At 68.1% G+C, this 24041-nt stretch carries 22 protein-coding genes and 1 pseudogene; 5 read left to right on the top strand and 18 right to left on the bottom strand.

What is annotated here, in order from left to right; genetic code table 11:
• Nucleotides 1-7 precede the first annotated feature (7 nt).
• Nucleotides 8-922 (top strand): annotated as a pseudogene (locus tag ACIQMX_RS36805) (IS630 family transposase); the annotation flags it as partial.
• Nucleotides 923-1027: 105 nt separating this feature from the next.
• Here ACIQMX_RS36805 and ACIQMX_RS36800 read toward each other — a convergent pair.
• The 16 genes from ACIQMX_RS36800 to ACIQMX_RS36725 form a co-directional block, all read right to left on the bottom strand.
• Entirely contained in the window at nt 1028-1390 is a 363-nt protein-coding gene (locus ACIQMX_RS36800; RefSeq protein WP_402484654.1) for a hypothetical protein, read from the bottom strand.
• A 75-nt stretch (nt 1391-1465) separates the two neighbouring features.
• Nucleotides 1466-2065: a transposase gene (locus ACIQMX_RS36795; RefSeq protein WP_402484652.1), complete on the bottom strand. Its 600-nt coding sequence runs from the start codon at nt 2063-2065 to the stop codon at nt 1466-1468.
• On the bottom strand, nt 2035-2529 hold the full coding sequence (locus tag ACIQMX_RS36790; protein WP_402484650.1) for a winged helix-turn-helix domain-containing protein: 495 nt from the start codon (nt 2527-2529) through the stop codon (nt 2035-2037). The genes ACIQMX_RS36795 and ACIQMX_RS36790 overlap by 31 nt, the downstream gene beginning before the upstream one ends.
• Nucleotides 2530-2946: 417 nt before the next feature.
• Nucleotides 2947-3291, bottom strand: coding sequence for a hypothetical protein (locus tag ACIQMX_RS36785; RefSeq protein WP_402484649.1), 345 nt, complete (start codon nt 3289-3291; stop codon nt 2947-2949).
• Nucleotides 3292-3750: 459 nt separating this feature from the next.
• Entirely contained in the window at nt 3751-4989 is a 1239-nt protein-coding gene (locus ACIQMX_RS36780) for a hypothetical protein (protein ID WP_402484647.1), read from the bottom strand.
• Between the two features lie 256 nt (nt 4990-5245).
• The gene (locus ACIQMX_RS36775) at nt 5246-7177 is read right to left on the bottom strand and encodes a hypothetical protein (RefSeq protein ID WP_402484645.1); all 1932 of its coding nucleotides are present in this window, start codon (nt 7175-7177) and stop codon (nt 5246-5248) included.
• 177 nt (nt 7178-7354) lie between these two features.
• A complete protein-coding gene (locus ACIQMX_RS36770; RefSeq protein ID WP_402484643.1) occupies nt 7355-8245 on the bottom strand; it encodes an SAM-dependent methyltransferase in 891 nt (296 codons plus the stop codon).
• A gap of 188 nt (nt 8246-8433) precedes the next feature.
• Nucleotides 8434-9342 (bottom strand): Scr1 family TA system antitoxin-like transcriptional regulator, encoded by a 909-nt coding sequence (locus ACIQMX_RS36765; RefSeq protein WP_402484641.1) that lies wholly within the window; start codon nt 9340-9342, stop codon nt 8434-8436.
• 88 nt (nt 9343-9430) lie between these two features.
• Complete coding sequence (locus tag ACIQMX_RS36760; RefSeq protein WP_402484639.1) at nt 9431-10273, bottom strand: SAM-dependent methyltransferase; 843 nt, start codon at nt 10271-10273, stop codon at nt 9431-9433.
• The gene (locus tag ACIQMX_RS36755; protein WP_402484637.1) at nt 10270-11520 is read right to left on the bottom strand and encodes a cytochrome P450; all 1251 of its coding nucleotides are present in this window, start codon (nt 11518-11520) and stop codon (nt 10270-10272) included. Before ACIQMX_RS36755 ends, ACIQMX_RS36760 begins: the two co-directional genes overlap by 4 nt.
• 56 nt (nt 11521-11576) lie before the next feature.
• The gene (locus ACIQMX_RS36750) at nt 11577-12902 is read right to left on the bottom strand and encodes a cytochrome P450 (RefSeq protein ID WP_402484635.1); all 1326 of its coding nucleotides are present in this window, start codon (nt 12900-12902) and stop codon (nt 11577-11579) included.
• Nucleotides 12899-13522: a GTP-binding protein gene (locus ACIQMX_RS36745; RefSeq protein WP_402484633.1), complete on the bottom strand. Its 624-nt coding sequence runs from the start codon at nt 13520-13522 to the stop codon at nt 12899-12901. Before ACIQMX_RS36745 ends, ACIQMX_RS36750 begins: the two co-directional genes overlap by 4 nt.
• A complete protein-coding gene (locus ACIQMX_RS36740; RefSeq protein ID WP_402484631.1) occupies nt 13491-13844 on the bottom strand; it encodes a DUF742 domain-containing protein in 354 nt (117 codons plus the stop codon). The genes ACIQMX_RS36745 and ACIQMX_RS36740 overlap by 32 nt, the downstream gene beginning before the upstream one ends.
• Nucleotides 13831-14268, bottom strand: coding sequence for a roadblock/LC7 domain-containing protein (locus ACIQMX_RS36735; protein ID WP_402484629.1), 438 nt, complete (start codon nt 14266-14268; stop codon nt 13831-13833). Before ACIQMX_RS36735 ends, ACIQMX_RS36740 begins: the two co-directional genes overlap by 14 nt.
• The gene (locus ACIQMX_RS36730; protein WP_402484627.1) at nt 14268-15548 is read right to left on the bottom strand and encodes a hypothetical protein; all 1281 of its coding nucleotides are present in this window, start codon (nt 15546-15548) and stop codon (nt 14268-14270) included. The genes ACIQMX_RS36735 and ACIQMX_RS36730 overlap by 1 nt, the downstream gene beginning before the upstream one ends.
• Before the next feature lie 989 nt (nt 15549-16537).
• A complete protein-coding gene (locus ACIQMX_RS36725) occupies nt 16538-17092 on the bottom strand; it encodes a TauD/TfdA family dioxygenase (protein ID WP_402484821.1) in 555 nt (184 codons plus the stop codon).
• Nucleotides 17093-17572: 480 nt separating this feature from the next.
• Here ACIQMX_RS36725 and ACIQMX_RS36720 point away from each other — a divergent pair, with 480 nt between their 5' ends.
• The 4 genes from ACIQMX_RS36720 (at nt 17573) to ACIQMX_RS36705 (ending at nt 21607) form a co-directional block, all read left to right on the top strand.
• Nucleotides 17573-18013: an NUDIX domain-containing protein gene (locus ACIQMX_RS36720; protein WP_402484624.1), complete on the top strand. Its 441-nt coding sequence runs from the start codon at nt 17573-17575 to the stop codon at nt 18011-18013.
• Nucleotides 18014-18049: 36 nt separating this feature from the next.
• Nucleotides 18050-19189 (top strand): helix-turn-helix domain-containing protein, encoded by a 1140-nt coding sequence (locus ACIQMX_RS36715; RefSeq protein WP_402484622.1) that lies wholly within the window; start codon nt 18050-18052, stop codon nt 19187-19189.
• Between the two features lie 358 nt (nt 19190-19547).
• The gene (locus ACIQMX_RS36710; RefSeq protein WP_402484620.1) at nt 19548-20903 is read left to right on the top strand and encodes a helix-turn-helix domain-containing protein; all 1356 of its coding nucleotides are present in this window, start codon (nt 19548-19550) and stop codon (nt 20901-20903) included.
• Nucleotides 20900-21607, top strand: a complete 708-nt coding sequence (locus ACIQMX_RS36705) for an HAD family hydrolase (RefSeq protein WP_402484618.1) — start codon at nt 20900-20902, stop codon at nt 21605-21607. The genes ACIQMX_RS36710 and ACIQMX_RS36705 overlap by 4 nt, the downstream gene beginning before the upstream one ends.
• 982 nt (nt 21608-22589) lie before the next feature.
• Here ACIQMX_RS36705 and ACIQMX_RS36700 read toward each other — a convergent pair.
• A complete protein-coding gene (locus tag ACIQMX_RS36700) occupies nt 22590-23306 on the bottom strand; it encodes a type I-E CRISPR-associated protein Cas6/Cse3/CasE (protein WP_402484616.1) in 717 nt (238 codons plus the stop codon).
• Nucleotides 23303-24040, bottom strand: a complete 738-nt coding sequence (gene cas5e, locus ACIQMX_RS36695) for a type I-E CRISPR-associated protein Cas5/CasD (RefSeq protein ID WP_402484614.1) — start codon at nt 24038-24040, stop codon at nt 23303-23305. Before cas5e ends, ACIQMX_RS36700 begins: the two co-directional genes overlap by 4 nt.
• Between the last annotated feature and the right edge of the window lies 1 nt (nt 24041).

Raw genomic sequence — 24041 nt, 5'->3', positions numbered from 1 at the left:
GCCGGCGGACCGCTGGCGGGCCCGGTTCGTCGCGAAGCGCCTCGATGGTCTGCATGACGAGCCGCGCTCGGGTCGGCCGCCCTCGATCCTCCTCGACCAGGTCGAGGAGGTCGTCGTGGCCACCCTGGAGTCGGTCCCGGGCCAGGACATGCACTGGTCGCGGGCCTTGATGGCCCAGCACACCGGCCTGTCGAAGTCGACGATCGGGCGGATCTGGAAGCGGTTCGACCTCAAGCCCCACCTGCAGGACTCCTTCAAGCTGTCCACCGATCCGCAGTTCGTCGCCAAGGTCGTCGACGTTGTCGGCCTGTACCACCACCCGCCCGAGAAGGCGGTAGTGCTCTGCGTGGACGAGAAGAGCCAGATCCAGGCGCTGGACCGGTCCCAGCCGGTGCTGCCGATGATGCCGGGAATGCCCGAACGCCGCACCCACGACTATCTGAGGCACGGGATCACCAGCCTGTTCGCCGCCTTCAACATCGCCGACGGCACGGTCATATCGGCACTGCACCGCCGCCACCGGGCGATTGAGTTCAAAAGGTTCCTGATCCGAATCGACAAGGCGGTGCCCGCCGGACTCGACGTGCACCTCGTCTGCGACAACTACGCCACCCACAACATCGCCGAGATCAGGACGTGGCTCGGCAAACACCCCCGCTTCCAACTCCATTTCACCCCCACCGGCTCCTCGTGGATGAACCAGGTGGAGCGGTGGTTCGGCCTGCTCACCGACAAACTCATCCGCCGCGGCGTCCACAGGTCCGTGAAAGCCCTGGAGGACGACATCACTGCGTGGATCGACACCTGGAACGAGAACCCGCGGCCCTTCACCTGGACCAAGACAGTCGACGAGATCCTCAACTCTCTCGCCGACTACCTCACCAAGGTCGGAACCACCGGCCAGAAAACAGAGCAGAACTAACCCTCAGGATTTCTGGCGCATCACACTACTGAACTTGAACTCGTGATGTCGGCTGGATCGTGGTGACTTCCGGATTCGAGAGCGCTGGACGCTGCCGGCTCGGCTTCACGAGGGTGGCTGCAGCCATCGACGCGCTGCAGCCAGATTCACCTCGACCTCGTCGGTCCATGAGCAGACTTCTAGCGACGACAGGTAGCCGCTTTGCGCGAAGACAAGGATCTCACCAGGGCACTCGCCAGTTTCGGTGAAGAGCTGTATGTCAGCGGCCACGACTGTGCCCAGGCCGGTCGGCGCAGGTTCCACCTCGCTGGTGGTGAGTACGAAATGGGCGGTGCCGCATCCGCATGCACAGCGGGATTGCACGCTGAGGTGTGGGATCTGCCTCCGGAGCGCGACGTAGACCGGCTCGTCCGTGTTCAGGACGAACTCAAGCACGTCGGCTACGTCGTCGGGCAGGCTCTGGGGCATTCCGCCACCGTAGCTGACCAGTAGCTTTAGCCTTCGACCGCTCGTAGTCCGTCGCCCGTGGGCTAGCCGAGGCGCTCACACTGCCAAGGCCAAGCCGGTGCCCGCGAGGCAGCCGTCGATGACCTCCGGTCGGTACTGCAACATCTTCAGCTTGCGCTTCACCGCGCGGCTGACCTGGCCGAGGTTGGCGGCGGCAAGGTTGCCGATGTCGCGCTTGACCAGCGACCAGATGCCCTCCTGCGGGTTGAGGTCGGGCGCGTACGTCGGGAGTTGGAACACAGTGAGCCAGGTGCTGTTGGCCTCGAAGAACTCCCGCAGTGGCGCGACCAGGTGCATGCGCAAGTTGTCCCACACGAGCACGACTGGTCCGCCCAGCTGTGTATGTGCGCGGATGATCAGGTCGCGGTAGTCCTTCCAGCCGAAGCCCTTCGGTTCGTCCTTGCGGCCCCGGTACTCGCGGATCGCGTAGATCAGACGGGACCGCTCGCCGGGCTTGTAGCAGGTCATGCCCGCCATGGAGACGCGGCCCGAGCCGCGTCCGCGCACGCGGACGACCGGGGTGACGCCCTGGCGGCCCCAGGTCCTGGCACGCGGCGGCGTCATCGACTGGCCGGCCTCGTCCTCGAAGACCACCCAGGCGTTGTTCACCGCCGCGGCGCTTTTACCCGCGGCCACACCTCCCGTTTCCACAACTCGACCGCATCGTCGTCACGCTCGATCGCGCGCCGGACGGGCTGCTGCCACGACCAGCCGGACCGTCGCAGCAACCTCCACGTGCCCTCCACCGTGTACGAGACGTGGAACAGTCGGCCGATCAGCGTCTTTACCCGAGCCAGCGTCCATCGCTGGTCGGCCCACCCGTGGGCCAGCGGACCGCGCTCCAACTCCCGCTCCAGCCTGGCTATCTGCGCGCCCGACAGTCGGGGTCGACCAGGTGAACCTTTGGAGGCCACCCCTGCGTGGCCGTCCTCGCGCCACTGGCGTCGCCAGCGTTCTACCGACCGCTCCGAGACCCGCAACGCGGCAGCGATCTCCCGGTTCTTCCCCCCGCTCTCGAAGCCCACCACAGCCTGGAGCCGGACCCGCTCCCGCGCGGCTCTCTCGGCGTCGGTCAAGCCACCACCCTGCGGATATCTCACCGCACCAGGACTACCGAAACCACCTGCCTGCTGTCCGGCAAACTGCCCGACATCACCCGATCAAGTTCAGTAGCTATCGAACGGCTCACGCGCTCTCGTCCGCGTGAGATCGGCACTCTGCGCGCGGCGCCGGTCAGGCAGGGAGTGTCAGTCATACGGACGACTGAAATGCCGAGACAGTGAGCAATCCAGGCGCAACGACTCGGGCCAGTGCCGCGCTCGGGCCCGCTGCTGCGCGAGTCGCCAGCGGAACTCGCTGCTCCCGGGTTGGCCTGACGACCGAGGGCTGCGCATGGGAAGCAGCGGTCTTCATGATGTCTGGGCTCACGGGTGAGGCCATGGGGTAGTTCCTTTCTACGAGGCGAATGCAGGAACTTGCTGGTGTGGAGCTTGTGTTTGCCAGCGGCCGGTGTGTGTCTACCGGCAGGTAGGGCCGGGGTCCTGGTCGGGATCACCGAAGGGGTGGGTAAAGCCGTCGGCCCGGTGGACAAGGGTTAACCGGCCGCGCCCTGCCCGGCCACCGGCACCGGGGGCAGCCAGGGCTCGCCGTTGTCGTGGAAGGACGCGTGAAACGGGCACGAAGTCAGCGCTGCTTGTGTCGTCGAGGGCAGCGACGTTGATGCCGATTTCCGAGATGTCGCTGTCGATCGCCGCGATCATCGAGTCGCAGTTCACGCAGAAGCCGCGCTTCGCCTTGCCTTCGAAGGTCTCGTACCAGGTCGGCTTACTCTCGCCGGTCCAGGAGACCCCCTCGAATCCCACCCACCACATCAAGGGGGTGCCTCGGTTTCGTCGCTCCCTAACTCGACTGACATCAAGGTGTTTCCTCTCGGGGGCGGAGTAGTGGCGTCGCCGTGTCCAACGACCCAACCGTGAATTCGAACGCGTGTCTCTCGGTCAGGTTGTGCACCCTGGGATTCAGCGGTTCCTCGAAGATGTGCGGTGCGACCCATCCCGGGCAAGAGAGAGTGGGCGAGGGGCGGTTGGCTGAATCGCCGATGCACCGGTTGATGCACCGGTGTGCGGTCGGCAGGACCGTCGGGACACCCCTAATCGCGCCTCATATGGCGAGGTCGTGCACGGCACATGCGCCGATCAGAAGGCAGAGAAGCGCGATGAACCCGAAGCAACTTGGTGCCGCCAGGACGCACCCGGGCCCCTCCTCGCGGCCGTTGGTCTGTAGTCCGCCGTTGGCCGGCGGGTGGGGAGGAGTTGGTGGGGTCACTGCACCACCCGGGCGCGTAGTTCGGCGGCCCTATGTGGGTTGATCGAGTCGTACAGAACAGCCGCGCCCAGCCAGTACGTGTGGCCGTCTCCTCGGTTACCGAGGCGGTTGTGAGCATCGCCTAGCCACTCCTTGACACACGCCTGCCACCAATCCCTCTCGCGGACCGAAGGGAGCGCGGTCATCAGCTCGTCAATGGCGTCGGCACTTCGGCCGGTCTTGTCAAGGAAACGGCCATGCAGGGCGAGGGCTCGCGCCGCCTCATAGTGCTCCCCCAGCGCGGTCAGCAGCGTGCGCGCGGTGGCGAGCCGCTCCAGTGCCGCCCGTGGATCCGTGGGGAAGAGCACCTCCGCGAGGGCGATCTGCGCGAGGCCGACGCCGCGCCGGTACCCGCACTCGCTCCACCGCGCAGTGGCCTCCATGAGCATTTCCTCGGCCTCGGGGAGGCGATCGCTGTTGAGGTGGCAGACACCGAGACCGAGCAGAGCCTGTCCTTCATCGCGGACGTCGTCGGCGGCCCGGGCAGCGTGCAGGGACTGCATGTACCAGTAGGCGGCCGTGCCATGCTTTCCGGCCGCGCCGAACCCGATCGCTCCGGAGTTGAGCATTTGCCGCACCGCGTCCGCGTTTCCGGTTCGACGTGCGGAGTCCAGACCGATCTCGTGGGCCGCACCCCACAGCTCGTAGGGATGACGGAAGAGGAAGTGGGGCCAGAAGGCATCAGTAAGTTCCCACGCCGGCAGGCCGGCCTCGGTAGCGGCCGTGAGGACAGGCAGGAGGTTGCCTGCCTGCCTGTCCAGCCATGCCTGCGCCCCGTCCTTGTCCTGAAAGAGACCGGTGGTTACCGGGGCACTCTTACGGAGGGTGGCCTGTGCGGGGGTGAGCAGGCGCTGGGCTGCGGTGGCGAAGCCGAGCATCCAAACGAACAGACGGTTCAGAGCTTCCCCGCTGTGCGCACCCGCGGCAGCCGCGTGCGAGCGTGCGTGGGGCCGTACGGCCTCGTTCATCAGGTAGCGGGGTTCGGGGGCGGGGCGGGGCGGGGTGGGGTCCAGGAGCCGCTCGTCGGCCAAGATCTCCAGCAGCCATCCGGCCTCGGAGGGTGACAGCGCGCCCACTGCAGCGGCCATATCGGCGTCCAGGACAATGTTCGGCAGGACCCCAAATGCTCGATAGAGGTCCTGGGCGGCCGCCTCCAGGCCGTCGTAGGCGTCGTTCAGTGCGATGGTAATGGCCATGCGGGCAGGCTCCTGAGGATCGCGGGAACAGTCGGACGAGGTAGCGCTGAGAGGGCCGCGCCCGGCGTAGTGACGGGCGGCGGTCAGGACGAGGGCCAGCGGCAGTAGCTGGACCGAGTCCTCCTGGGACAGGGGGATTGGCAGCAGCAGCGCCCCGTCGGCCGCGAGCCCCGCAGGGATCTGCGGCTTGTGCGACCGTTCGGGACTGCACTGCGGTCGGGATCAGCGGACTTGGCGACGTGGTGCCCAAGGACGGTCATCGGGTTGCCTCGAAGGGGGTAGGCATGGGCCGTTGGCTGTTCTCCAGCAGCCAGGCGAGGTCCTTCTGCTCCCAGAGCGGTGCCCGAGGATCGACCGCCCAGTAGTGCCCGGGCCCGGTCCGCACACTGAGGCCGGGAAGTCTGACCGTGGTGCTGGGGCGGACGAGGCGTGCTGCCTGACCGCGTCGCGCGGGCCGGGGTCCGGAGGCGGTGAGGAGTAGCACCTCGTGCACTTCTGGCAGGCCGAGAACCGGTCCCCACCGCGTCGCGGGGATGCGGGAGAGGAAAAAGCAGCAGGTTGACGGGCTGATCCGTACGAAGTCCAGCTCCTCACCGGCGACTGCAGCTGTACCCCACTGCGGGCCATCACCGCTGAACGCTGGCGCTGGCGGTGAGTTCGGCAGCAGGCGCAGCGGATCGGGCTGGGTGCCGGTCCGCCGGTGCACGAGGGTGTGACGGCGCTGCGGCGCGATCACAGGAGCCGGCGCGGGCGTGGTGCTGGCAGCGCGGGTATTGAGGAGCTTTCGGTGCCAGCCCACGGCGACGAGCTGCGGATCGGTCAGCCCGGTGGCGCGCAGCAGTTTCAGGCACTCCTGGACACGCCCTTCACTCAGACTGGCCATCCGGGCGATCTGCTCGACCAGCTGGTGATCGGGTACATCGACCGGCAGGTGCTGCCACACCACTTCCGCGTCGCCGGGCAGTTTCCCTGGGTCTCGGTCACCGGCATCGAGCGGGTCGAGCAGACCGAGGCTCAGAGCGCGGTGGGTGAGGGCGCGCAGCGTCGCTGCTTCCGCCCGTTGGAGGCAGGAGCGCTTATGCGCGCGAACGGTGGCGTTCTGACTTCCCAGGTGTGCGGCGGCCTCGTCGAGGTTCATGCCGTCCACCGTGAGCAGGGTGAGGACTTGGTGCTGGCGCGGGCTCAGTTTCATCAGCGGACCAGCGGCAGGAGTGTCTGCTCGTGGTGCGGGGGCCGGTAGCGCTGGTGGGAGCGGTTCCCCGCCCGGCGGGAGCGTCGGCGTGTCCGCGGTGATCACACCGTATTTCCAGCCCGCGTAGACGGCGGCCTCGTCGGTTCGGTGGCGGATGCGGAGCCTGCGCAGATATCCGTGGACGACGTTGATGCTGAGACCGGTGCTGTTGCCGATGGTCGCGGCGAGCTGGTTGTCGGGCACGTCCAGGGGCAGGCTCTGCCACACGGCCCGCTCTCCGCCCGCCGGTTCCACGCCGTTGTTGGTCTGGGGCGGCAGTAGCACACCGGCACGCAGAGCCTCGTGGATCAGGGCCCGCCCGGAACGGACACCCGCCATGCCCTTGCAGCGGCCGACCCTCCAGGCGATGGCGCTGATCGTCGCCCGCTCCTCGCGGGCGCAAGTGGCCTCGTCCCGGCCCGAAGCCAGCAGGGCTAGAACACGGCGCTGAGATGGGCCCGGGTCCCAACTGCCTGCCCCAGGGCGGGAGGGCCGCACTTCTGCGGAGGACGGGGGTGTCACCGTCTGGTCGGCGGCCAGCACGCCGTGGGCGAATCCAGCGCGGATCAGGCCGTGGCGGCTTGTCCCATGGGTCTCGCACAGTTGGTCGATGACGGACTGGATGGTGCCGCGGGACAGACTGAGCGCTTTACTCAGGACGGGCACCAGGTCGATGTCGAGGATGTCCCAGCGCATCGCTTCCCACACATGCCGGGTGACCGGGTCCAGTTGCAGCTGCGCGTACGGGCCCGGGAGGGGAACCAGGTTCTGTTCCAGGGCGCGGAAGCACATGGCGCGCAGCGTGAGCACGCCGAGGGACCTCTGGAGGCCGTCCACGATCGCGGACATGGCCTGAGGAGAAGCGCCCAGGGCCTTTGCGGCCTCTAGGAGCGTCATTCCGCCGACGATCCGCTCGGCCGCCTGCAGGTGCCGCTCGCCCAGTCCTTGCCCGCCCATCACCGCCTCCCCGAGGGGACACGGGCCGCCGTGAGGGTCTGCTCGTCTGCGGGAGTGACGTCCTGAAGGTCACGCGCGAAGCGCTCCGCGGTGGGGCACGGTGGCTCAGGGGCGCACCGGCGATCGGGGCTCGCGGGGGCATTCGGAAGGGGAAGCACGGCGTTCTCCGGTTGGCGGTCAGAGGGCGGTCGTCAGGGCGATGACGGCGTAGGCGCCGGTGAAGTCTCCGGGACCCCTCGGGGTGCGCTGGGCGAAGGGTCCGTAGCCGGATCCCCACAGCTCGGTGCGTACGACGCCGGGGTCCTGCACGGACCACCGGTTGAGCAGGGCGCGCAGGTGTCCGGAGGAGCGGGGATGGAAGTCGATGCCCGCCTCGGCGTAGATCCCAGGCAGTGCCCGGATGCTGTCCGCGTTCCCGGGGCCGGGATGGATGTCGGTCCCGGTGTGAGTGAGGGACAGCGCGCTGCCTGGCGGCAGGAGGCGGCGGAGGTCGTTGAGGAGGTCAACCGCGTCGTGGTCGCCCATCCACGGCAGCAGGTCGTGCGCCAGGACCGCGACCGGGCGGTTCAGGTCGAGTTTCGAGGTTACCGAGGGGAGCGCCAGCAGCTCGGCGGTCCTGCGGACATCGGCCCGGACCGCGAGGGTCCCGCGTTCCTCCGCCAGCATCATGTTGGCGTGGCCGTAGACCGGTCCGTGGTTGTCGACGTACACCGTGCGGACATCGGCCCGGGTGCCGTGCACATCAACGAGGACCGAACGGGCCGCATCGTACGGGTGGAGGGCCTCTTCTCCCGGATCCGCGTAGGGCAGCCCGCAGCCGAGGTCGAGGTACTGGATGAAGCCCTCGGTCGCCAGATACTGCACGACGCGGGTGGTGTGCCGGCGGTGGGCGCGCACCGCCGACGGAAGCCACGGGGCCGCGTTGAGCAGCTGCGCCGCCAGTTCCCGTTCGGCCAGGTAGTTGTCCGATCCGCCGGTGAAGCAGTCAAGGACGCCCGAGATATGAGGCGGCCGGTCGCCTGGATCAGGGCCAGATGAGCGGGAGGGAACGAGCGACATGCCGGACATGAAGGCGGCTTCTCCAACGAGCTTAGGCGTGGGGGTGCTTCGGCATCGACGGGCCTGGCCGCGATGCCGACGAAAGGGTCCGAGGACTGCTCGGGACGACGGGCATACGGTCCGTCCTCGTGCGGCCGGCCGGCCGCCGGGCCTAGCCCGAGTCCCCGCTGACGGAGGTTCTTGCAGAGGGGTGGCGGTCACGAAGCCGCCCTCCGTTCCATGGCCTCGGCTGCGCTCACGAGCCGGGTCTGCGTTTCTTCGCGGCTCCACGCGGCATCGAGCGCCTCCAGCAGGCCCGCGCTGACGGCCCGTGCGGCGCCGGAGCCGGTCTCGTAGCTGGGGAAGAGCCGGGCGCTGGCCACCATGCGGTGGCCGCGGACGGTGACCTCGGCGACCGGCCCGGAGGAAAGAACGATCGGGACCCGGCTCAACGGCAGGATGCGGAGCGTCAGGCCGCCGCCGGGATCTTCCTGGTCCACGAGACTGGCCAGGTGGCGCAGCTGAGCGGCGACAGTCGCCGCATGATGGCCGCCCTGTGTGAGGACGACCTCGTCCAGAATCACTGTCCGCCGCTGCCCTGGCGCCCAGTCGACGCCGTGCACCCACGAGGGAAGCCCAAGCAGGGGCACATCGGGGATGGCGCAGTTTTTGGGAGTCAGAACCAGTTGTTCGTACGCCTGTGTACGCAGCCCGGCCGGCGGCCTCATGCAGTACTCGATGACCTCGCTCGCGGCCCGCATCACCGCGATGTGGCGCGCCGTCGCCTCGGCATCAGCCACATCCGCCCAGTGATCGTCAGGGGCACGCAGGGCGACCCCCTGCTCCATGCGGTCGCTGCGCCGAGGAGGAATACTCTGAACCAGGAACGCCTTGTGTGGATCCTTCACCCCGTACAGGCGCAGCATTTGGCTCAGTTTGTTCGGTGGAATGGGGGTCACGGCTCTTTCCCACCTGCTCACGGCGGAGACGGCCACCCCGACGAAATCAGCGGTTCTCTCCTGCAGCATGCCTCGCGACTCTCGCAGGAGCCGAAGGTAGAGGCTGATCACGATCTGGGCAGGAGGTACCGGCGTTTCGGCTGGTGACGGTGCAACATCGGGATGCATCGAAGAGTCCTTGCAGGGAGGCGCGGGGCGGGTCACGGCCGGCCGGATCGGCCACCGAGAAGGTGCGCGTCGGCGTGGTGGAGGGTGCTCATGCGGCGTTGTCCGGGTGGAGGGTGATGGCGGCGTAGGCGCCGGAGTGATGGGCGGGGAGCTGAGCGTGCCGGTGTCCGGGGTAGAACGTGCTGGTGGGGACGAGGCCGGGCTCGGACAGGGCCCAGGGGCTCAGGAGCCCGGCGATGGTCTCGCGGGGTCGCGGGCTGTAGGTCTGGGTGGATTCGTTTTGGCGCAGCAGTGCAGCCTGCTGTTCGGCCGCCGGAGCGAGTTCCGTGGTGGCGTGGGTCATGCAGAGCGTGCTGCCCGGGGGGAGCCATGCCCGTAGCTGGTTGAGGGCGAAGCGAAGGTCGGCGTCGCTGCTGGTCCATGCTCCGGCGTTGTCGATGAGGACGGCGACGGGGCGGGTCCGGTCGACTGCTTGGAGGACGGGCCTTCGCAGGACGGCGAGCACGTCGCCGACGCGCATGGTGCGGCGGGCATGGTGGCAGCCGGGCGACTGCCGTGTGACTGCGGTGGGCGGCAGGACGTCGAGGTGGGTGAACGACGCTTCGGGCACCGCGGTGCAGGCCGGCTGGATGTCTTCCGGCTGTCCAGGCCAGGGGAGCTCGGCGCGAGCGCCGAGGCTGATGAACTGCCGGATTCCCTGCTGGACAGCGAAGTTGTGGGCGGTCTGGCGGAGAAAAGCCCGGTTGATCTCGAGGGAGGTCACGACCCAGGGGGTGGCTTCCTGGAGACGGTGAGCGAGGGCGCGGTCGCGGGGGAAGTGCGGCATGGGGCCCCCGGTGAGGTAGCTCATGGCCCGGTCGAGGCAGCCCGATCGCACATCGATGCGGTGGTCATCGACGATCGGGGGGTGGTTGCTGATGGCTGGGCTCATGCGTGCGATCCCGCGGAACCGGTGGTGGACTGCTCCTTGGCGGGGTCCGGGAGGACGAGGAGTTCGCGAGGGCTGTTGCTGATGATCGATTCCGTCGGCGGCTGGCCGGCACCCGGGTGAGCGAGCCGAAGACGGGGGAAGCGGCGGAAGAGGGAAGTGAGTCCGATGGTGCCCTCTGCGCGGGCCAACGGTGCGCCGATGCAGTAGTGGACGCCGTGGCCGAAGGCGAGGTGCGTCTTGTCGGGCCGTTCCACGTCGAATTCGTCGGCCCGGTCGTGGGCCGCGGGGTGCCTTCCGGCGGCGCTGTAGGCCGCGAGGATCGCCTCGCCCTTCCTGATGAGGACCCCGGCGATGTGGATGTCCTCCACGGCGTAGCGCAGGGGCAGGAAGGCGACGGGGGCGTCCCGGCGCAGCGTCTCATCGACGACGGCGTCCCACTGCTCCGGCGGGCCGGCGAGGACGAGGCTCAGTTGGTCGGGGTGGGTGAGGAGGTTGCGGATGGCGTTGGTGAGCAGGCCGACTGTCGTCTCGAAACCTGCGCTGATGACGAGAATCAGGGTGTCCACGAGCTGGCGCTGCGTGAGTTTGGTGCCCTCGTCGCGGGCGGCGATCAGGTCGCAGGTCAGGTCGTCGCCGGGCTGCTCGCGCTTCTCGGCGACGAACTCGGTGAGGAGTTCCGTCAGCAGCTCGTAGTTGTCCTGCTGTTCCTCCTGGCCGAGCGTGGTCGCGAAGACCTTGTGCACCGGGCCTGCGAGTCGCTCTTCCCACCGCTGGTGGACGCCCATGAGCCGGAAGAGCACCTGGATAGGCAGCTGGTGGGCGAAATCGGCCCGGATGTCGACCTGTTCGCCGCGCTGCGCCTTCTCCGTCAGGGCGTCGAGCAGCTGGTCGGCTATCTCCTGGATGACGGGGCGCATGTGCTCGGTGCGGCGGGTACTGAAGGCCGGGGCGATGAGCTTGCGGAGTTTGCGGTGGTCGTCACCATAGGCTGTGAACATGTTCTGCACCGCGATCCAGGTGACTAGGGGCCACCGGGTCACCACCGAGGCGAAGTCGGGGTAGTGCTGCAGGGGGTCCTTGGAGACCCGCTTGTCGGTGAGGAGCTTCCTGAGGGTCTCCGGTTCGCTGACGGCCCATGCCTGCACGCCCAGGATGTCGACCTGGGTGAGGGGGCCGAGGGTGCGCAGCGCGGCATCCTCGCCGGTGCGGTCGGTGGCTGCGGGATCGAGCGTGAAGACGTGCGTCATGGGTGCTCCCTCGAGTTCAGCGGCGCGGGCATCTGCGGACGGGTGGTGGAACGGAGTCAGACGGCGGTGCGACCGGCGGGGCAGGCGGCCGGCAGCCAGGACTGCCAGCCCGAGGGCTCGGGTGCGGCTTCGCGCCCCTGGTCGGTCGGCGGTGCGGTGGTGTAGGGGTTCGACGGCCATGGCGGTTCGCTGCGGGTCGCGGCCGTGACCGGGGTGAAAGCTGCGGGAAGGGCTTCGAGCGCGTGGTGGTAGGGGCCGGGCCGGTTGCGGACCTCGTTCGCGGGTATGCCGAGGTGGAGGTCGGGCAGCCGGTGGATGAGCTGGGTGAGGGCGATGGTGGTGATGGTGGTGGCCATGCTGGTGGCGGGGCAGGAGTGCGGGCCCTGCGACCACGCCATGTGAGCTCCGGTCCCCAGCACGGAAGGGTCCTGGGCGACGGCCTCGAAGGAGACGAGGACAGGCACGTCCGGCTTCAGCTGGCGGCCGTGGAACATCATGGGCCCGCGGGCGAAATGCTGGCCGTAGTTCGCCATCGGCGGCCGGGTGGCCAGGACCCGCTCGATGACCGGGCCCACGTCGAGGGTGCCGTTGACGACTTTGGTGTAGAGGACGTCATCAGTGAGGTACTCCAGCAGCCCGTTGCCGATGGCGTTGGTGGTGGGTTCCTGCCCGGCAGCCACGGTGAGGACGATGTGGTGCAGGAGCTCCAGCTGGTTCAGCTGGGCGGGGTGCTGCATCATCGCGGTCGCCATATCAGGGCCGGGGTGTGCGGCCTTGTCGGCGAGCAGGTCGGCCATGTAGTGCTCGAACTCTGCGGTCGCCGCGGCCGCCTGGTCCACGCCCTCCATCAGCCCGGCCAGGGCGGACACCAGCCGGGGTGCTTTCTCGTCGGGCTGGCCGAAGAGCCGGTTGAACAGGTATGAGGGCAGCGGCCGGGCGAACTGGCTGATCAGGTCGCACGTCCCGTTGCCGGCGAACTGGTCGATGAGGTGATCGGCCACGACCCGGGTTGTGTCGCGCAGGTGGTGCGGCTCGACCCCGGCGAAGGTGTCAGAGACAACCTGCCGGTAGCGGGCATGCCGGTCCCCGTCAGTGAACAGCGGGTTCGGCCTCGGCCCGAGCATGCCGAGGACCTGGTGCCCGACGGGAAGCCCAGACGCCCACCCCGTGGGGTCCTTCTTGAAGCGGTCCTGGTCCAGGAGAACATCCTGCGCGGCCGCGTAGGAGACGACCAGCCATCCCTGGATACCGGGCACGATCTCCACCGGGGCCAGGTCTCCGTGGTGCTGACGCATGCTGGTGTAGTAGGCGGCCCGGTTGCCGGCCTGGGCGAAATGGTCGGTGTACAGGGGGTAGAACGGCAGAGGGGGCGGTGAGCTCATCGGGCGGCGTCCTGGCGGTAGATGGTCATGACGTGCTGGACGAGACGGATCAGGGTGTCGATCGCTGAGTTGCGGTCCCTGGCGTCGCAGTGGATCAGCGGGGTCGTCTCGGTCAGGTCGAGCCCTTCGCGAACGGTGGTGTCCGAGACGTACGGCGCGCCCGGGAAGTCGTTGACCGCGACGATGTAAGGGATCGCGGACTTCTCCAGGAGGTCCATGGCCTCGAAGGACTCCTGCGGACGGCGCAGGTCCAGCAGAAGCACCGCGCCCCGCGCCCCGTAGGTGACGTCATTCCACACGTTGTGGAACCGGGTCTGCCCGGGTGTCCCGAACAGGTACAGCACCGGCGCGCGGGGATCGGCCGGATCGAGTGTGAGCCGGCCGAAATCCATGGTGATGGTGGTGGTGGTCTTGTCCGGGGTGTGATCGAGAGAGTCGACCGGCACGCTGGCGGTGGTCATCTTCTGCTCGGTGTGGAGCGAGCGCATCTCCGACACGGCCTGAACCAGCGTGGTCTTGCCGACCCCGAAGCCACCCGCCACCACCAGCTTCAGCAGGGGCGCGGCCTCCGGGATGTAGTCGGGTGGGCTATGCGGTGTCCTTGAGGTTGCGGAGGCCATGGAGGACCGTTTCCAGGAGTGAGATGTCGGACTGGGCAGAGGGAGGGGCGGCCTGAATGAGCGCGTGCTCGATCAGGTCGGACGCCAGGATCCGGATCGCGAGCAGCGGCTGACGCAGATACACCGCGGCGTCCGCCAGAGTGAGCGAGCCACCCCGGACGGCATCGAAGAGGGCCTGCTGCGCCGGAGTGAGGAAGGTGTCGCTGTCCACGCGCGTCCACACCAGCCGGGTCAGCAGGTCCGGCAGCGGATGGTGAGGCTGCGTACGGCCACCGGTCGCCAGGTAGGCGGGGATCTCGCGCGGCGGCTCACGCCTCGGCACGGTCCGCTACCTCTGGGGCGAACCACTGAGCGAATTTGGCGATCTCGTAGGCCGCAGCCGCCAGATCCGGCCTCGGCTTGGTGAACACGGCCACGGTCATGCCCGGCCCGACCGGCGTCAGGATCACGAACCCGTCATCCTCCCGCTCCAGAGTCAACTGACGCACCTTGGAGGTGCCCTCGGTGGAGGAGAAGAGCTGCGCCAGAGTCATCGCGGAGCTGTTCTGGACCGCTCCCAGAGCGGCCACCTTCTCCGCTTCGTCCCGATCCGCTCCGTGGTGCGCTCCGACCAGAAGGCCGTCCGTGGAGGTGAGGATCACGGCAAGGGCGTTCGCCTCCTCGAGAAGGCGCTGCGCCCGCTCGCCGTAGTTGATCTGCTGCGACAGCGGCGCATCCGAGGGCTGGAACCGAACAGTGTTGCTCATCATGACTCCCAAGAGGTGGTGTCAGCCGATCCGTGACTGTGGTCGGTGTGTTCACGGCCCCGGCGGGTGCCGGACTGCAGGGCCGCATACGAGGCGCCGACCTCGTCGGCGCTGCGCCCGGACAGCGGTTCGTACGGGTCGTGCTGCGGTGTGGAGGCGCCGGGGGATTTACGCGTGCGCGTGGGGAACCCGCTGGGGGCGCCACGGACGGGCAGGGCGGAACGCGCGGGGTCCTCGCGCCCCTCGCTCGACGGGTACATCGGCTGCGCAGCCGGCACTTCGAGCGGGTCGTGGCGTTGGTGTATCGGCTGGAGCGGGGTCCCCGAACTGGCGGGACGCTTCCGTTCGCCGACCAGGACGAGGAGGCTGGCGTCGATGTGCAGGTCCGCCCGCAGTCCGCGGGCGGAGGACGGGGCCAGGCTCAACGTCAGACCATCGAGCCGGCCCACCAGACGTCCGATCGCAGCCATTCCCTTGCGGGGCGGGGAGCCGAGATCCCGCAGCAACAGCCGGGGGGACTCCAGCATCTGGCGTACGAACTGCTGCTTCTCCACGGTGTCCAGTCCCGGTCCGCTGTCGCTGACCGTCACTACCACGCCGGTCGCGGTGCGGTGCGCTTCCGCCCTGACCAGACCCGAACCCACCGAGCAGTACACAGCGTTCTCCATCAGCTCGGCGAGCACCATGATCACCGGCTCGGCGGCCGGCGCCTGGACTCCCAGCACCCGCCCGTCGGTCTCACGCGGAACGTGGTTCATCACCGAAACCCGCTGATGCCGACTGATACGGGACTGGGCCGTGCCCAGCGCCATGTCCAGCGCCGTGTCCTCCCGAGCGGTCCCCGGCAAGTCGCCGCAGGCCACCGCCGTACGCTGAGCCTCCCGGTGGATCACCACCAGTGTGTGGTCCAGCTCGTAGACGACCCGCAACTGCTCCGGATCGGTGATGAGGTGCTGGACCTGCTCCACCAGCGCCACAGCCTCGTTCGCCCGTGTTCGCATGGTGCTCATCGCTGACCGCACGCTCTCCTGGGCGGCCTCGTCGGTGCGGATCCGGTCGTTCATCACCGCATCGGCAACGGCCAGGAGCACCTGCTCGCACGCTTCGCCGGCCGGCGTGCCAAGCAGCCGCTCATCTGCCAGGCCCGGCACCAGCCGGCCCGGTCCGCGCAACTGGTCCACCCGCGCCGGAACCCGCACGGCAGCCAGATGCTGGAGCTCCCGCACGACGGCCCGGCTGTGGCTATCCGCGCGGCCCGCGTCCTGCTGCGCTTGTCGCACCGCACTTTGGGCCTGCTCCGCTGACTTCGCTGATTCCCGCTCAAGGTGCTTCGCTCGCTGCTCGGCCGTCCGGGAGCGCGCTCGCTCCCGGACGGCCGATATCGCACCAGCCACAGCAGCCGCCACGGCGACCGCAACAACGGCGTACAGCCACATCAGCGCTCACCGGCCAGGCATACGCCCGAGAGCGGGAAGGAATGGCGTTCGCGGGATGTCACAGGGTCTCCTGTATGAGTGGATGTCCGGACGTAGTCGGAGCCCCGCCACTGCGGAGACTCAGATCGTTTCGAGAGGTACATGGGTCCGCGAGGCTCGGAACGAGAGCCCGCCTGGCCACTACGGGCCGACGCCGCCAGCCGGGAAGCCGCCGACGGGTACCGCCGCTGGCCCGGGGGCACCGCAGCTGGGAGACAGCACCAGGTCGCGCTGCTCCAGCTCCGACCGGGGAGACCGGGGCGCCGTGGCGGAATGCAGTTCAGCCAAGGGTGATACGGCCGGCGCAAGGCGGAAGGCGTCCGTGACGCAGGCTGCGAAATCAGCTCCGTCAAGAAGCTGACATCGTGCTTCCTCCCGAATCCTCCAGGGAGGGGTGTCCCACCTTGCTCCGCCTGCAGGGGGGAGCACCAGGCGGCCTCCCGGACCTGACTCGACACAGACGCTTTTCAGCCTCAGGAGGTGGTCCGCCGAGCCTGGACGCACAAGGAAGACGACCAGCTGATCGGGAATGACCAGACACGGAGGGCTCTCCAGCCCACGTCGGCCGGCCAGGACCAGTGCCTCCAAGCCGACGGCAGGCGGGACGGACACAGCGTCGAAGCCACAGCAAGGTGTGCTGAGCGCGGCTCCAGGGTCATCAGCCAGCTCGCAGGCGGCCCGATCCGGACTGACGAAGGTGGAGTGCACGATCAACGGCCAGCCCATCACCCGGTCGTAGGCCGCGATGACCGAGTCGGTGTCCCTCGTTCTCGGGGGCCACGTCGTAGCGGAAGTCACCTTGCCACCCCTTGCGGGGTAGGAGCGAGGAACGGTCGACCCCCGGCTCTGGCGGGCTGAGCAGAGCGACAAGCCGGGCGCGGGATGCCGACCGGAGTGGCCGACGGAGATTGCCAGAGGTCCCCAACGGAGAAGCCCGGGAGCATGGGGAACCGGGGCTCGCCGAGGGCGCGTACGCACTCCCGGGGGCCGTCGAAGGCGGCCCGCGCGTGGAGATAGCGGTGGTTGTCCACGATGTAGCCCTGACCGGGTTCCAGGAGGAAAGTACGCTGGTGCGCGGCGATCGCCTCATGCAGGTGCGGAAGAAACCGCTGGATCAGCGGGCTGAACTGAGCGAGCTGGTCACGTCGAAAGCGGAGCAGGGCCCGGCTGGCGAGGGGGGTGAAGATCTGTGAGGCATGGCCTCCGCCGCCCCCGTAGAAAGCTGTTCCGGGCCGGCTCATGTACTCCAACGCCTCCGGGGCCGTTCTGCTGAGGTGCTCGTGGACCGCTTGGCCGTCCGTGAGGAGGACCTCACCTCCCGCATCAGCTTTTCGGAGGCAGACCAGCATCATGAGTCTGGGCGGCCGCGGAATGCTGGACCGCTCGGTATGAGGCCCCAGTTCGCCGCGCCCGAACCCCGCCTGTCCCACGCGCCGGGCCCTGGGGCCGGCATCGCGGATGATCGTCAGCCGGTCGGCGTCACTATCCGGGTGCTTCCACGCAGTCATGACGCGGTCGGCGCAGCCGCGCACAGCCTGCCGGGAACCGAGCTGGTCGATGGTGACTATGCCGAGTTCACGCAGTTGTGCGGGAATCAGGTGGCTCGCCTGGGGCGCGATGTAGAAACCTTCGAATCCGGTGTCGCGCGCTATGGACGGCATCAAGGTGCTCCTTGGCGGTTCGGGCACGGTCCGATCAGGTTCCGGAAAGGGAGTTGGCGGGTAAAGCGACAGATTGGCGACCCGGACAAGTCGGGCATTCACCAGCCCCGGCAGAGAGCGACTGCTAGGTTCCGAAGGTCTGGTCAACCCCGTACCTTGGGAATCTGCATGTCGTACCGACCGTCGCTGTGGCCCGTCTCGGTGAAGGCGGTCGCGCTCGACCGCAGGGCCCGTGTCGTTCTGCTCCGGAACGAGCGTGCCGAGTGGGAACTGCCCGGTGGCCGCTTGGAGATCGGCCCCCCAGAGGGATCGTGCCCCGGCGACCCCAGCCCGGAGGCGACGGTCGAGCGAGAGCTCAGAGAAGAGACGGGCTGGGAGGTTCAGGCCGGCGAACTGATCGACACCTGGATCTACGAGCCGCTGCCCGGGCGACGGGTCCTGATAGTGACGTACGCATGCGTCGTCCTCACTCCAGACCAGGCTCCGGTCGTGAGCCATGAGCATTCCCGCGTCGGGCTCTTCTCCGAGACAGAGGTGGCCGACCTGAACATGCCCGCGGGGTACAAGCGGTCCATCGCTGCCGTCTACGCCTCCACGAGCAGGGGGTAAGCCGGCGTGACCAATCCGGACATTCGCCCGGCTCCCATGACACGGCATGCGGCCTGGCTCTGGACGACACCTGAGGCCCAGGCCGTCCTCGCCACGCGAGAGCTCGGCCCCATTCTTCGCGCCTACCGAAGGATGCGCAGCGAGAGCCAAACGGCCACCGGCATCCTCCTCGGCTACGACAAGACATACGTATCGGCCATCGAACTCGGCAAACGGAGGGTGACCGACGTGGCCTCGCTGCGGCACATCGCCGAGCGAATCGGAGTGCCCCCGCACGTCCTCGGAGTTACCGACATCGCCGACACCGACTTCCGGGCCATGCTTCAATTCGGCCAGTCCACCGTTCGTCTTGCCGAGCTCGCCCGACAGGCTGGCCACGCTTCGGAGGCAGTGGCCGAACTCTGGCCCCTCGTCGCCCGTCTCGAAGCCCGCGCCCGAGACGGATACACGGAGCGAGAGGCCCTGCGGCTCCTGGCGAACGCACGCCTGGGACTCGGAACCGCCCTGGGCAACGTCCTTCCCGAAGAACGACTTGCAACGGCGGCCCACTGGACTGCCAAGAGCCTCAACGCCGTGACGCATTTCGACGACCCAGCCCTGACCACGACCGCTCTGCGGATGCACGGCAACGAGCTGCGCAAGGCCGGACTGCTCGGCGCCGCCGTGAACCGCCTCGTACGCGCCGCATCCCTCGCCCCGGATCGCTCCGGCCGAGCAGCAGTGCTCCCACTCCTCGCGCGAGCAGCCGGCGCTCTGGGCAACGCCCCGCTCTTCGACCACACCGTCCAAGAAGCCCGAGCGATGCTCGATGAGGTCGAGCACACAAGCCTGGTCAACCCCATCGCGCTGCACGAAATCCAGATCCGAGGCCTCCTCGGGACCGGCCGCGCACGCCAAGCCATACAGCAGTCCGAGGAACAGGCCCCCGCACCGACTACCGCCGTCGCGCCCCAGTGGCACGTCATCCAGCTCATCACCACGGGGAAGGTCCGCCTTGTCAGCGGCGACGTCCCAGGGGCCCAGGACCTGCTCGCCCGAGCGGTTACCGCCGCGCACGCCCATAGGCTGCCCCACCAGCTGCAGCGCATCATCCGCATGAACAGCCCGGACATCGCCGGGGTGATGGAGGAGGCCGAACAGAGGCTGTCGCGGCTGCGGAACCAGATGGCGGCGTAGCCCACGCTCGGTCGAGGACGTACGCGGATCGATTCCCATGACGCCGCCCCCTCCCCAGCCCGTTCGGTAGCCGACCGCTCACGCAGTTACGTGGCGGTGGCAAGAGTGTGGGGGCGGAACCATGCGGTCCGTATAACCACAGTTATATAACTGTGGTTATGCGGATCTCCGCATAGCCTGTCTTCACATCCCAGGCAGGACCGACTCGGTATGACGGAGTGCTATGAGAGAGCCAACGCGCAGGTGCGGCCGATGTGGGATGGGCCTCAGCCAGTACAACGCCGAAGCCCTGTGCTCAGCATGCTCACGAGGCAGTACGCTCTCCTGCGTTCCCGACCGAGCCTGGCGGGACGAGCGAGTGCAACAAGCCCTCGCGTTATGGGATTTCGGGCAATTGGTGCGACTGCTCCGGCGCCGCGCGGGCCTCACCCAGTCGGCGGTAGCAGCCCTGACAGGCTTCACGCAGGCCCACATCTCTCAACTCGAGACCGGCCGAAAGGAGCTCGGCGGACGGGAGGCGATCATTGACCTCCTCAACGGTCTCGGCCTTCCCACAGACCTGCGCCCCACCCTCCTGGCCGCTTTTGCCGATCAGCCGCGTACTGGTGTCTCGGCGTACCTGGACCCGGCCTTGCCGTGGTCTGCAGATCGTATGGTGACCTCACTCGAAGAAGCTCTTGGAGGTCCCATGAAACGACGAAGCGTGCTGGCCACCTTGGGCGGAGCCGGTGCGGCCCACTACGTCCTGCAGTCGATGACCGCGCCCGCGGAAGAACTTGACACGGCCCCCGGCGGCCCCCGCGTGACCCCTCCACTCCTCGGATCACTGCAGACCACCACCAACGTCCTGCGCCAGATGGACGCCACCAGCGGCAGCGGCAGCCTGCTCGAGACAGCAAGGAAGCACCTACGCTTTCTCGTTGACCTGATGAAGACCGGAACTTTCGACCAAGGAACAGGTCATCAGCTCGCCGCCGTGATCGCCGACACCGCGAACCAAACAGGCTGGTATGCACTCGACGGCGGCGAACGCGACGAAGCCCAAGTTCTCTTCGCGGGCGCTCTCCGGGCAGCCAAGCTCTCCGGAGACTCACGCCTACGCGCCGGCGCCCTGTCGTTCCTGGCCATCCACGGCTACTCCGGCGAAGACCCCGGGACCGCAGTCGCCGCCGCACGCACCGGGCGACAGTGCATCCAGGACCAGGACGCACCAGCCCTCAACGCGATGCTGCTGACACGGGAAGCACGAGGACACGCGAAACTCCGGGATGAGCGCCGCGCCATGGCTGCACTCGAGGAGGCCTCGACCCTCTGCGGCCAAGGACGCGGCGAGGACGACCCTCACTGGCTGTACTGGATCAACCCAGGCGAGATCCTCGGCCAACGAGCCAGTTGCTTCCTGGAGCTTGGCCGGCCCGCGGAAGCATCCGACGCGTTCAGCGCCGCCCGAGGCGCGCTGAGGCACGACGAGACGCGCACATGCGCGCAGTTCCTGAGCCGCGCCGCCACAGCGCAGATGCGAGCCGGTGACGCAGACGCCGGCGCCGCCACCGGCCACGAGGTACTCACCATGGTGAACGGGATCCAGTCAGCGCGCCTCGACGATCACCTGCGTTCCATGCTGGGCGAAGCACGTCAGCTCACCAGCGCAAAGCCTGTCCGTACGCTCCTTGAGCGAGGCGACGTCATCCTGAAGGAACGGGCTGCCGCATGAAGCTCGTACTGTGGGACGTCGACAGGACCCTGCTCTACGTCGGGGATACCGACCGACTGGTCTACCGGGAAGTGTTCCGAGACGTGGTTGGCCGGGAAGCTACGGAGCTTCCGGCGAGAGGTACCGGCGTAACGATGCCCCGGGCCGTACGCGAGCTTCTCACCGCCAACGCGGTACCTGAGACCGAAGCCGAGCGCTTCGCCGGCCTCATCGTGGACCACCTGCCCGACCGCCTGGAGACTCACCGGGAGGAACTCGTCCGTCACGGCACGGTGATGCCCGGCGCTGCCGAGGCGCTGGCCGCCGTACACCAGGCCCCAGACCTCATCCCGACAGTCGTCACGGGGAACCTCCGCGCGAGCGCGGAGATCAAGCTCTCGGCCATGTCCCTGATCCAGTACGTCGACATACCTCTCGGCGGCTACGCATCGGACAGCGCCCACAGGCCGGACCTCGTGGGCATTGCGCAATCACGAGCGGCTGCCCGGCACGGCATCCGGTTCAACGCCGCGACCACGGTCATCATCGGGGACTCCCGACAGGACGTGATTACGGGGCTGGAGGGAGGGGCGAAGGTCATCGGCGTGGCGTCCGGCACCACCTCGGCCCAGCAGCTGTCCGACGCGGGAGCTCACTACGTCCTCCCCGATCTTCGTGATCCGGAGGGCCTCCTGTCCCGGATCCGAACACTCACGAACGAATAGGCCCGCGTTCAGTACGGCCGATGCCGGGATCTGTCGTGTTCACCGCAGGAATCGACCGGAAGCTGGCTACGCCCCGATGGAAGCGGGCCTATCTAGCACATCCTCCAGACCTTCCCCCACAGGACGGATATGCCCGACGCTGCCCCGAGGCCCTTCATCGATCCGGAGTCCGACTACCCATGCTGCTGGTTCTGCCCAGCTTTGCGGCTCCCGCGCACCGACTTCCTCGTTGCCGACCGCCCCAGCAGGCTCTGGCCGTTCGACGCCTCGGACGGCTACCGGTACACGGCTGATGACCGGACCCCCGTCTGTGTTCATCCAGGGCGGGTGGGCCTCCCCTCAGAGCGGACCGCCCCGCCCTTCGCAGCCGCCGAGCTGGCTACTCCAGAAATGCCCAGGAAGAGCCGCCGATGGAGGCGACGCTGAGCTCCACCTCGGCGCGTCAGCCTTGGACCGTGTTCCGCGACTTCGCCTGCGCCGTCGAAGTCGCCCGAGCGTTCTACCCTCCGCCCGTGCCGTGACCGTGGCCCTGGGGCATCCTGCGGCGCGAGACAGAGGCCCCAGACCTGAGGAATAGCCAGCGGCTCGACGGCGGCGGCCGGCCGCGGTCGATTCAACGGGATGATCGCGGACGTGTCCGCCCGCCCACCGTCTCCTACCTTGGCCACCGACTGCCCACGCCTCGCGTTGTCACTCTGCGCTCGTCAGCGCCCAGATCCCCGCCCTCGACCTTCCGGTTCCGGTGCATGCGTACACATCGGGAACCGGAAGGCTGAAGCAGGGGCGCTGAGAGGCGTTGCCTCCGCGCCCTTTCCCCACCGGTGTGGGGAGGAGGGGCAGATGCGGCTAATTAGTTCGCTGGAAACGGTGCAGCCTCACCAACGTGAGGAAGCGAACACAGTACGCGTTGGATGGGGCTCAGAACGGTGAATGAGCCCCAAGCGGGGAGACGAAGATTGTGAAGAATTTCAACTGCCCGACCCTAGCTGACAACCGCGAGTTTGTCTTCCTCGTTCTGTTCGTTGAGGTGAATGCGTAAGAGGCCGCAACCGTAGGCCTTTGCCGGGCCGAGGCCCACGGTCAGGGCCTGCACGAGAGGTTCAGGGTCGAGCACGCGACTCCGGGCGGCCATGTCCCTGCAGATCACGGTGAGGGGCCTGCCTCTGCGGCTTCCAGTGATACGGACTCGCTCGCCCGTGGTGATGTCGCCGAGGGCCGTGTCCAGACCGATGCGCGTCAAGCGGCGGTGCAGCCAGCCGGTTGCGTCGTGGGGCGCGGTGAGGCTGAGGCGTTTGCCGTTACTGATGCTCCTCTTCACAGGGTTTGCGATCAACCTGATGTCGATGATGTCGCCGGCTTGGACACGGTGTTCGACCGGGAACGTGTCTGCTTTGGTGAGGCGGCCGTCGTCGATCAGTGGTTGCCAGTCCGGCCGGGCGGAAGACTGCACCAGCATGCGTTCGGGCGGCGCTGCCGCGAGCTGGCGCTGCCGGTCAGTCAGAGGATCGCCACGGTGTGCGGCAAACAGCACGTTCACCCGGCGGGGTGCGGAATCAGCTTCGCTGGGCGTGGCGGTGGGGAACCCGGCGAGGACCAACGAATGGAGGAAGTGCACGTTGTGGCAGCGAGCCCGCTCCTGCGGAGTGAGCGTGATTGCGGACCGCAGTGTGCTGAAGATGGCCGCGGGGCGGATGGTCATCGGGGGAGCTCCGGAGCAGGTGGCAGGACGGTCGAGGCCTGAAGGAACAGCGCGGTGTGGGAACGGGTGGAGAATCGGACAGGGTTCTCAGGACTGGCGAATGCCCCGGTGGTGGGCTGCGCTTCGGTCCATACGGTCGGATCGGCCACGGTGGCTTCAGGCAGCAGGGGGACATGGCCAGGCCATTGGCCGGGGCCGTACGGGGTGGTTCCGTGGGCGATGGTGTGTGCGGGCGGACAGCAGTGTCGACCGAGAAAGAGCACACGGGCGGGCCGACGCAGGGAGCCGTCGATGGTGGCGGCGAGGGTTGCGTCGTCGGTGCTGAGCCCGGCGAGGAATCCTGCATCTTCGAGGTAGTGCTTGGTGATCAGGACGGAATCGCGGCTGCGTTTCTGCCGGGAGGGGCGCAGTGTCCCGTCCCGGCTCGATCTGGGGTCGCGCGGCGCCCCGTATCTGCTGTCCTGATTCGAGGTGTTACTGCCGGCCGGAGGGAAGTGCCCGCCTCCGGCGGTCTGCTGGTCGCTCATCTCTCGTCCGGGCCTGTCGGCTCGGACGGCGAACGCCATCTGGCTGAGGTGGTGGAGCGGCTCGTCGTGGGGGAGCCCGAGGGCGTTGGCGACCAGGCCGATGACCGCGCTCTTGGTGGGGCGTATCCGGGTTCCGTGGTCCTCCCAGTGCGCTGAGGTCCCGTACGACTGCATGGGGCCGGTGAGCCGAAGCAGGACGGTGTACACG

The organism is Streptomyces sp. NPDC091416, from assembly GCF_044756845.1.
GTDB lineage: Bacteria > Actinomycetota > Actinomycetes > Streptomycetales > Streptomycetaceae > Streptomyces.
This window is presented reverse-complemented; position numbering and strand designations above follow the sequence as displayed.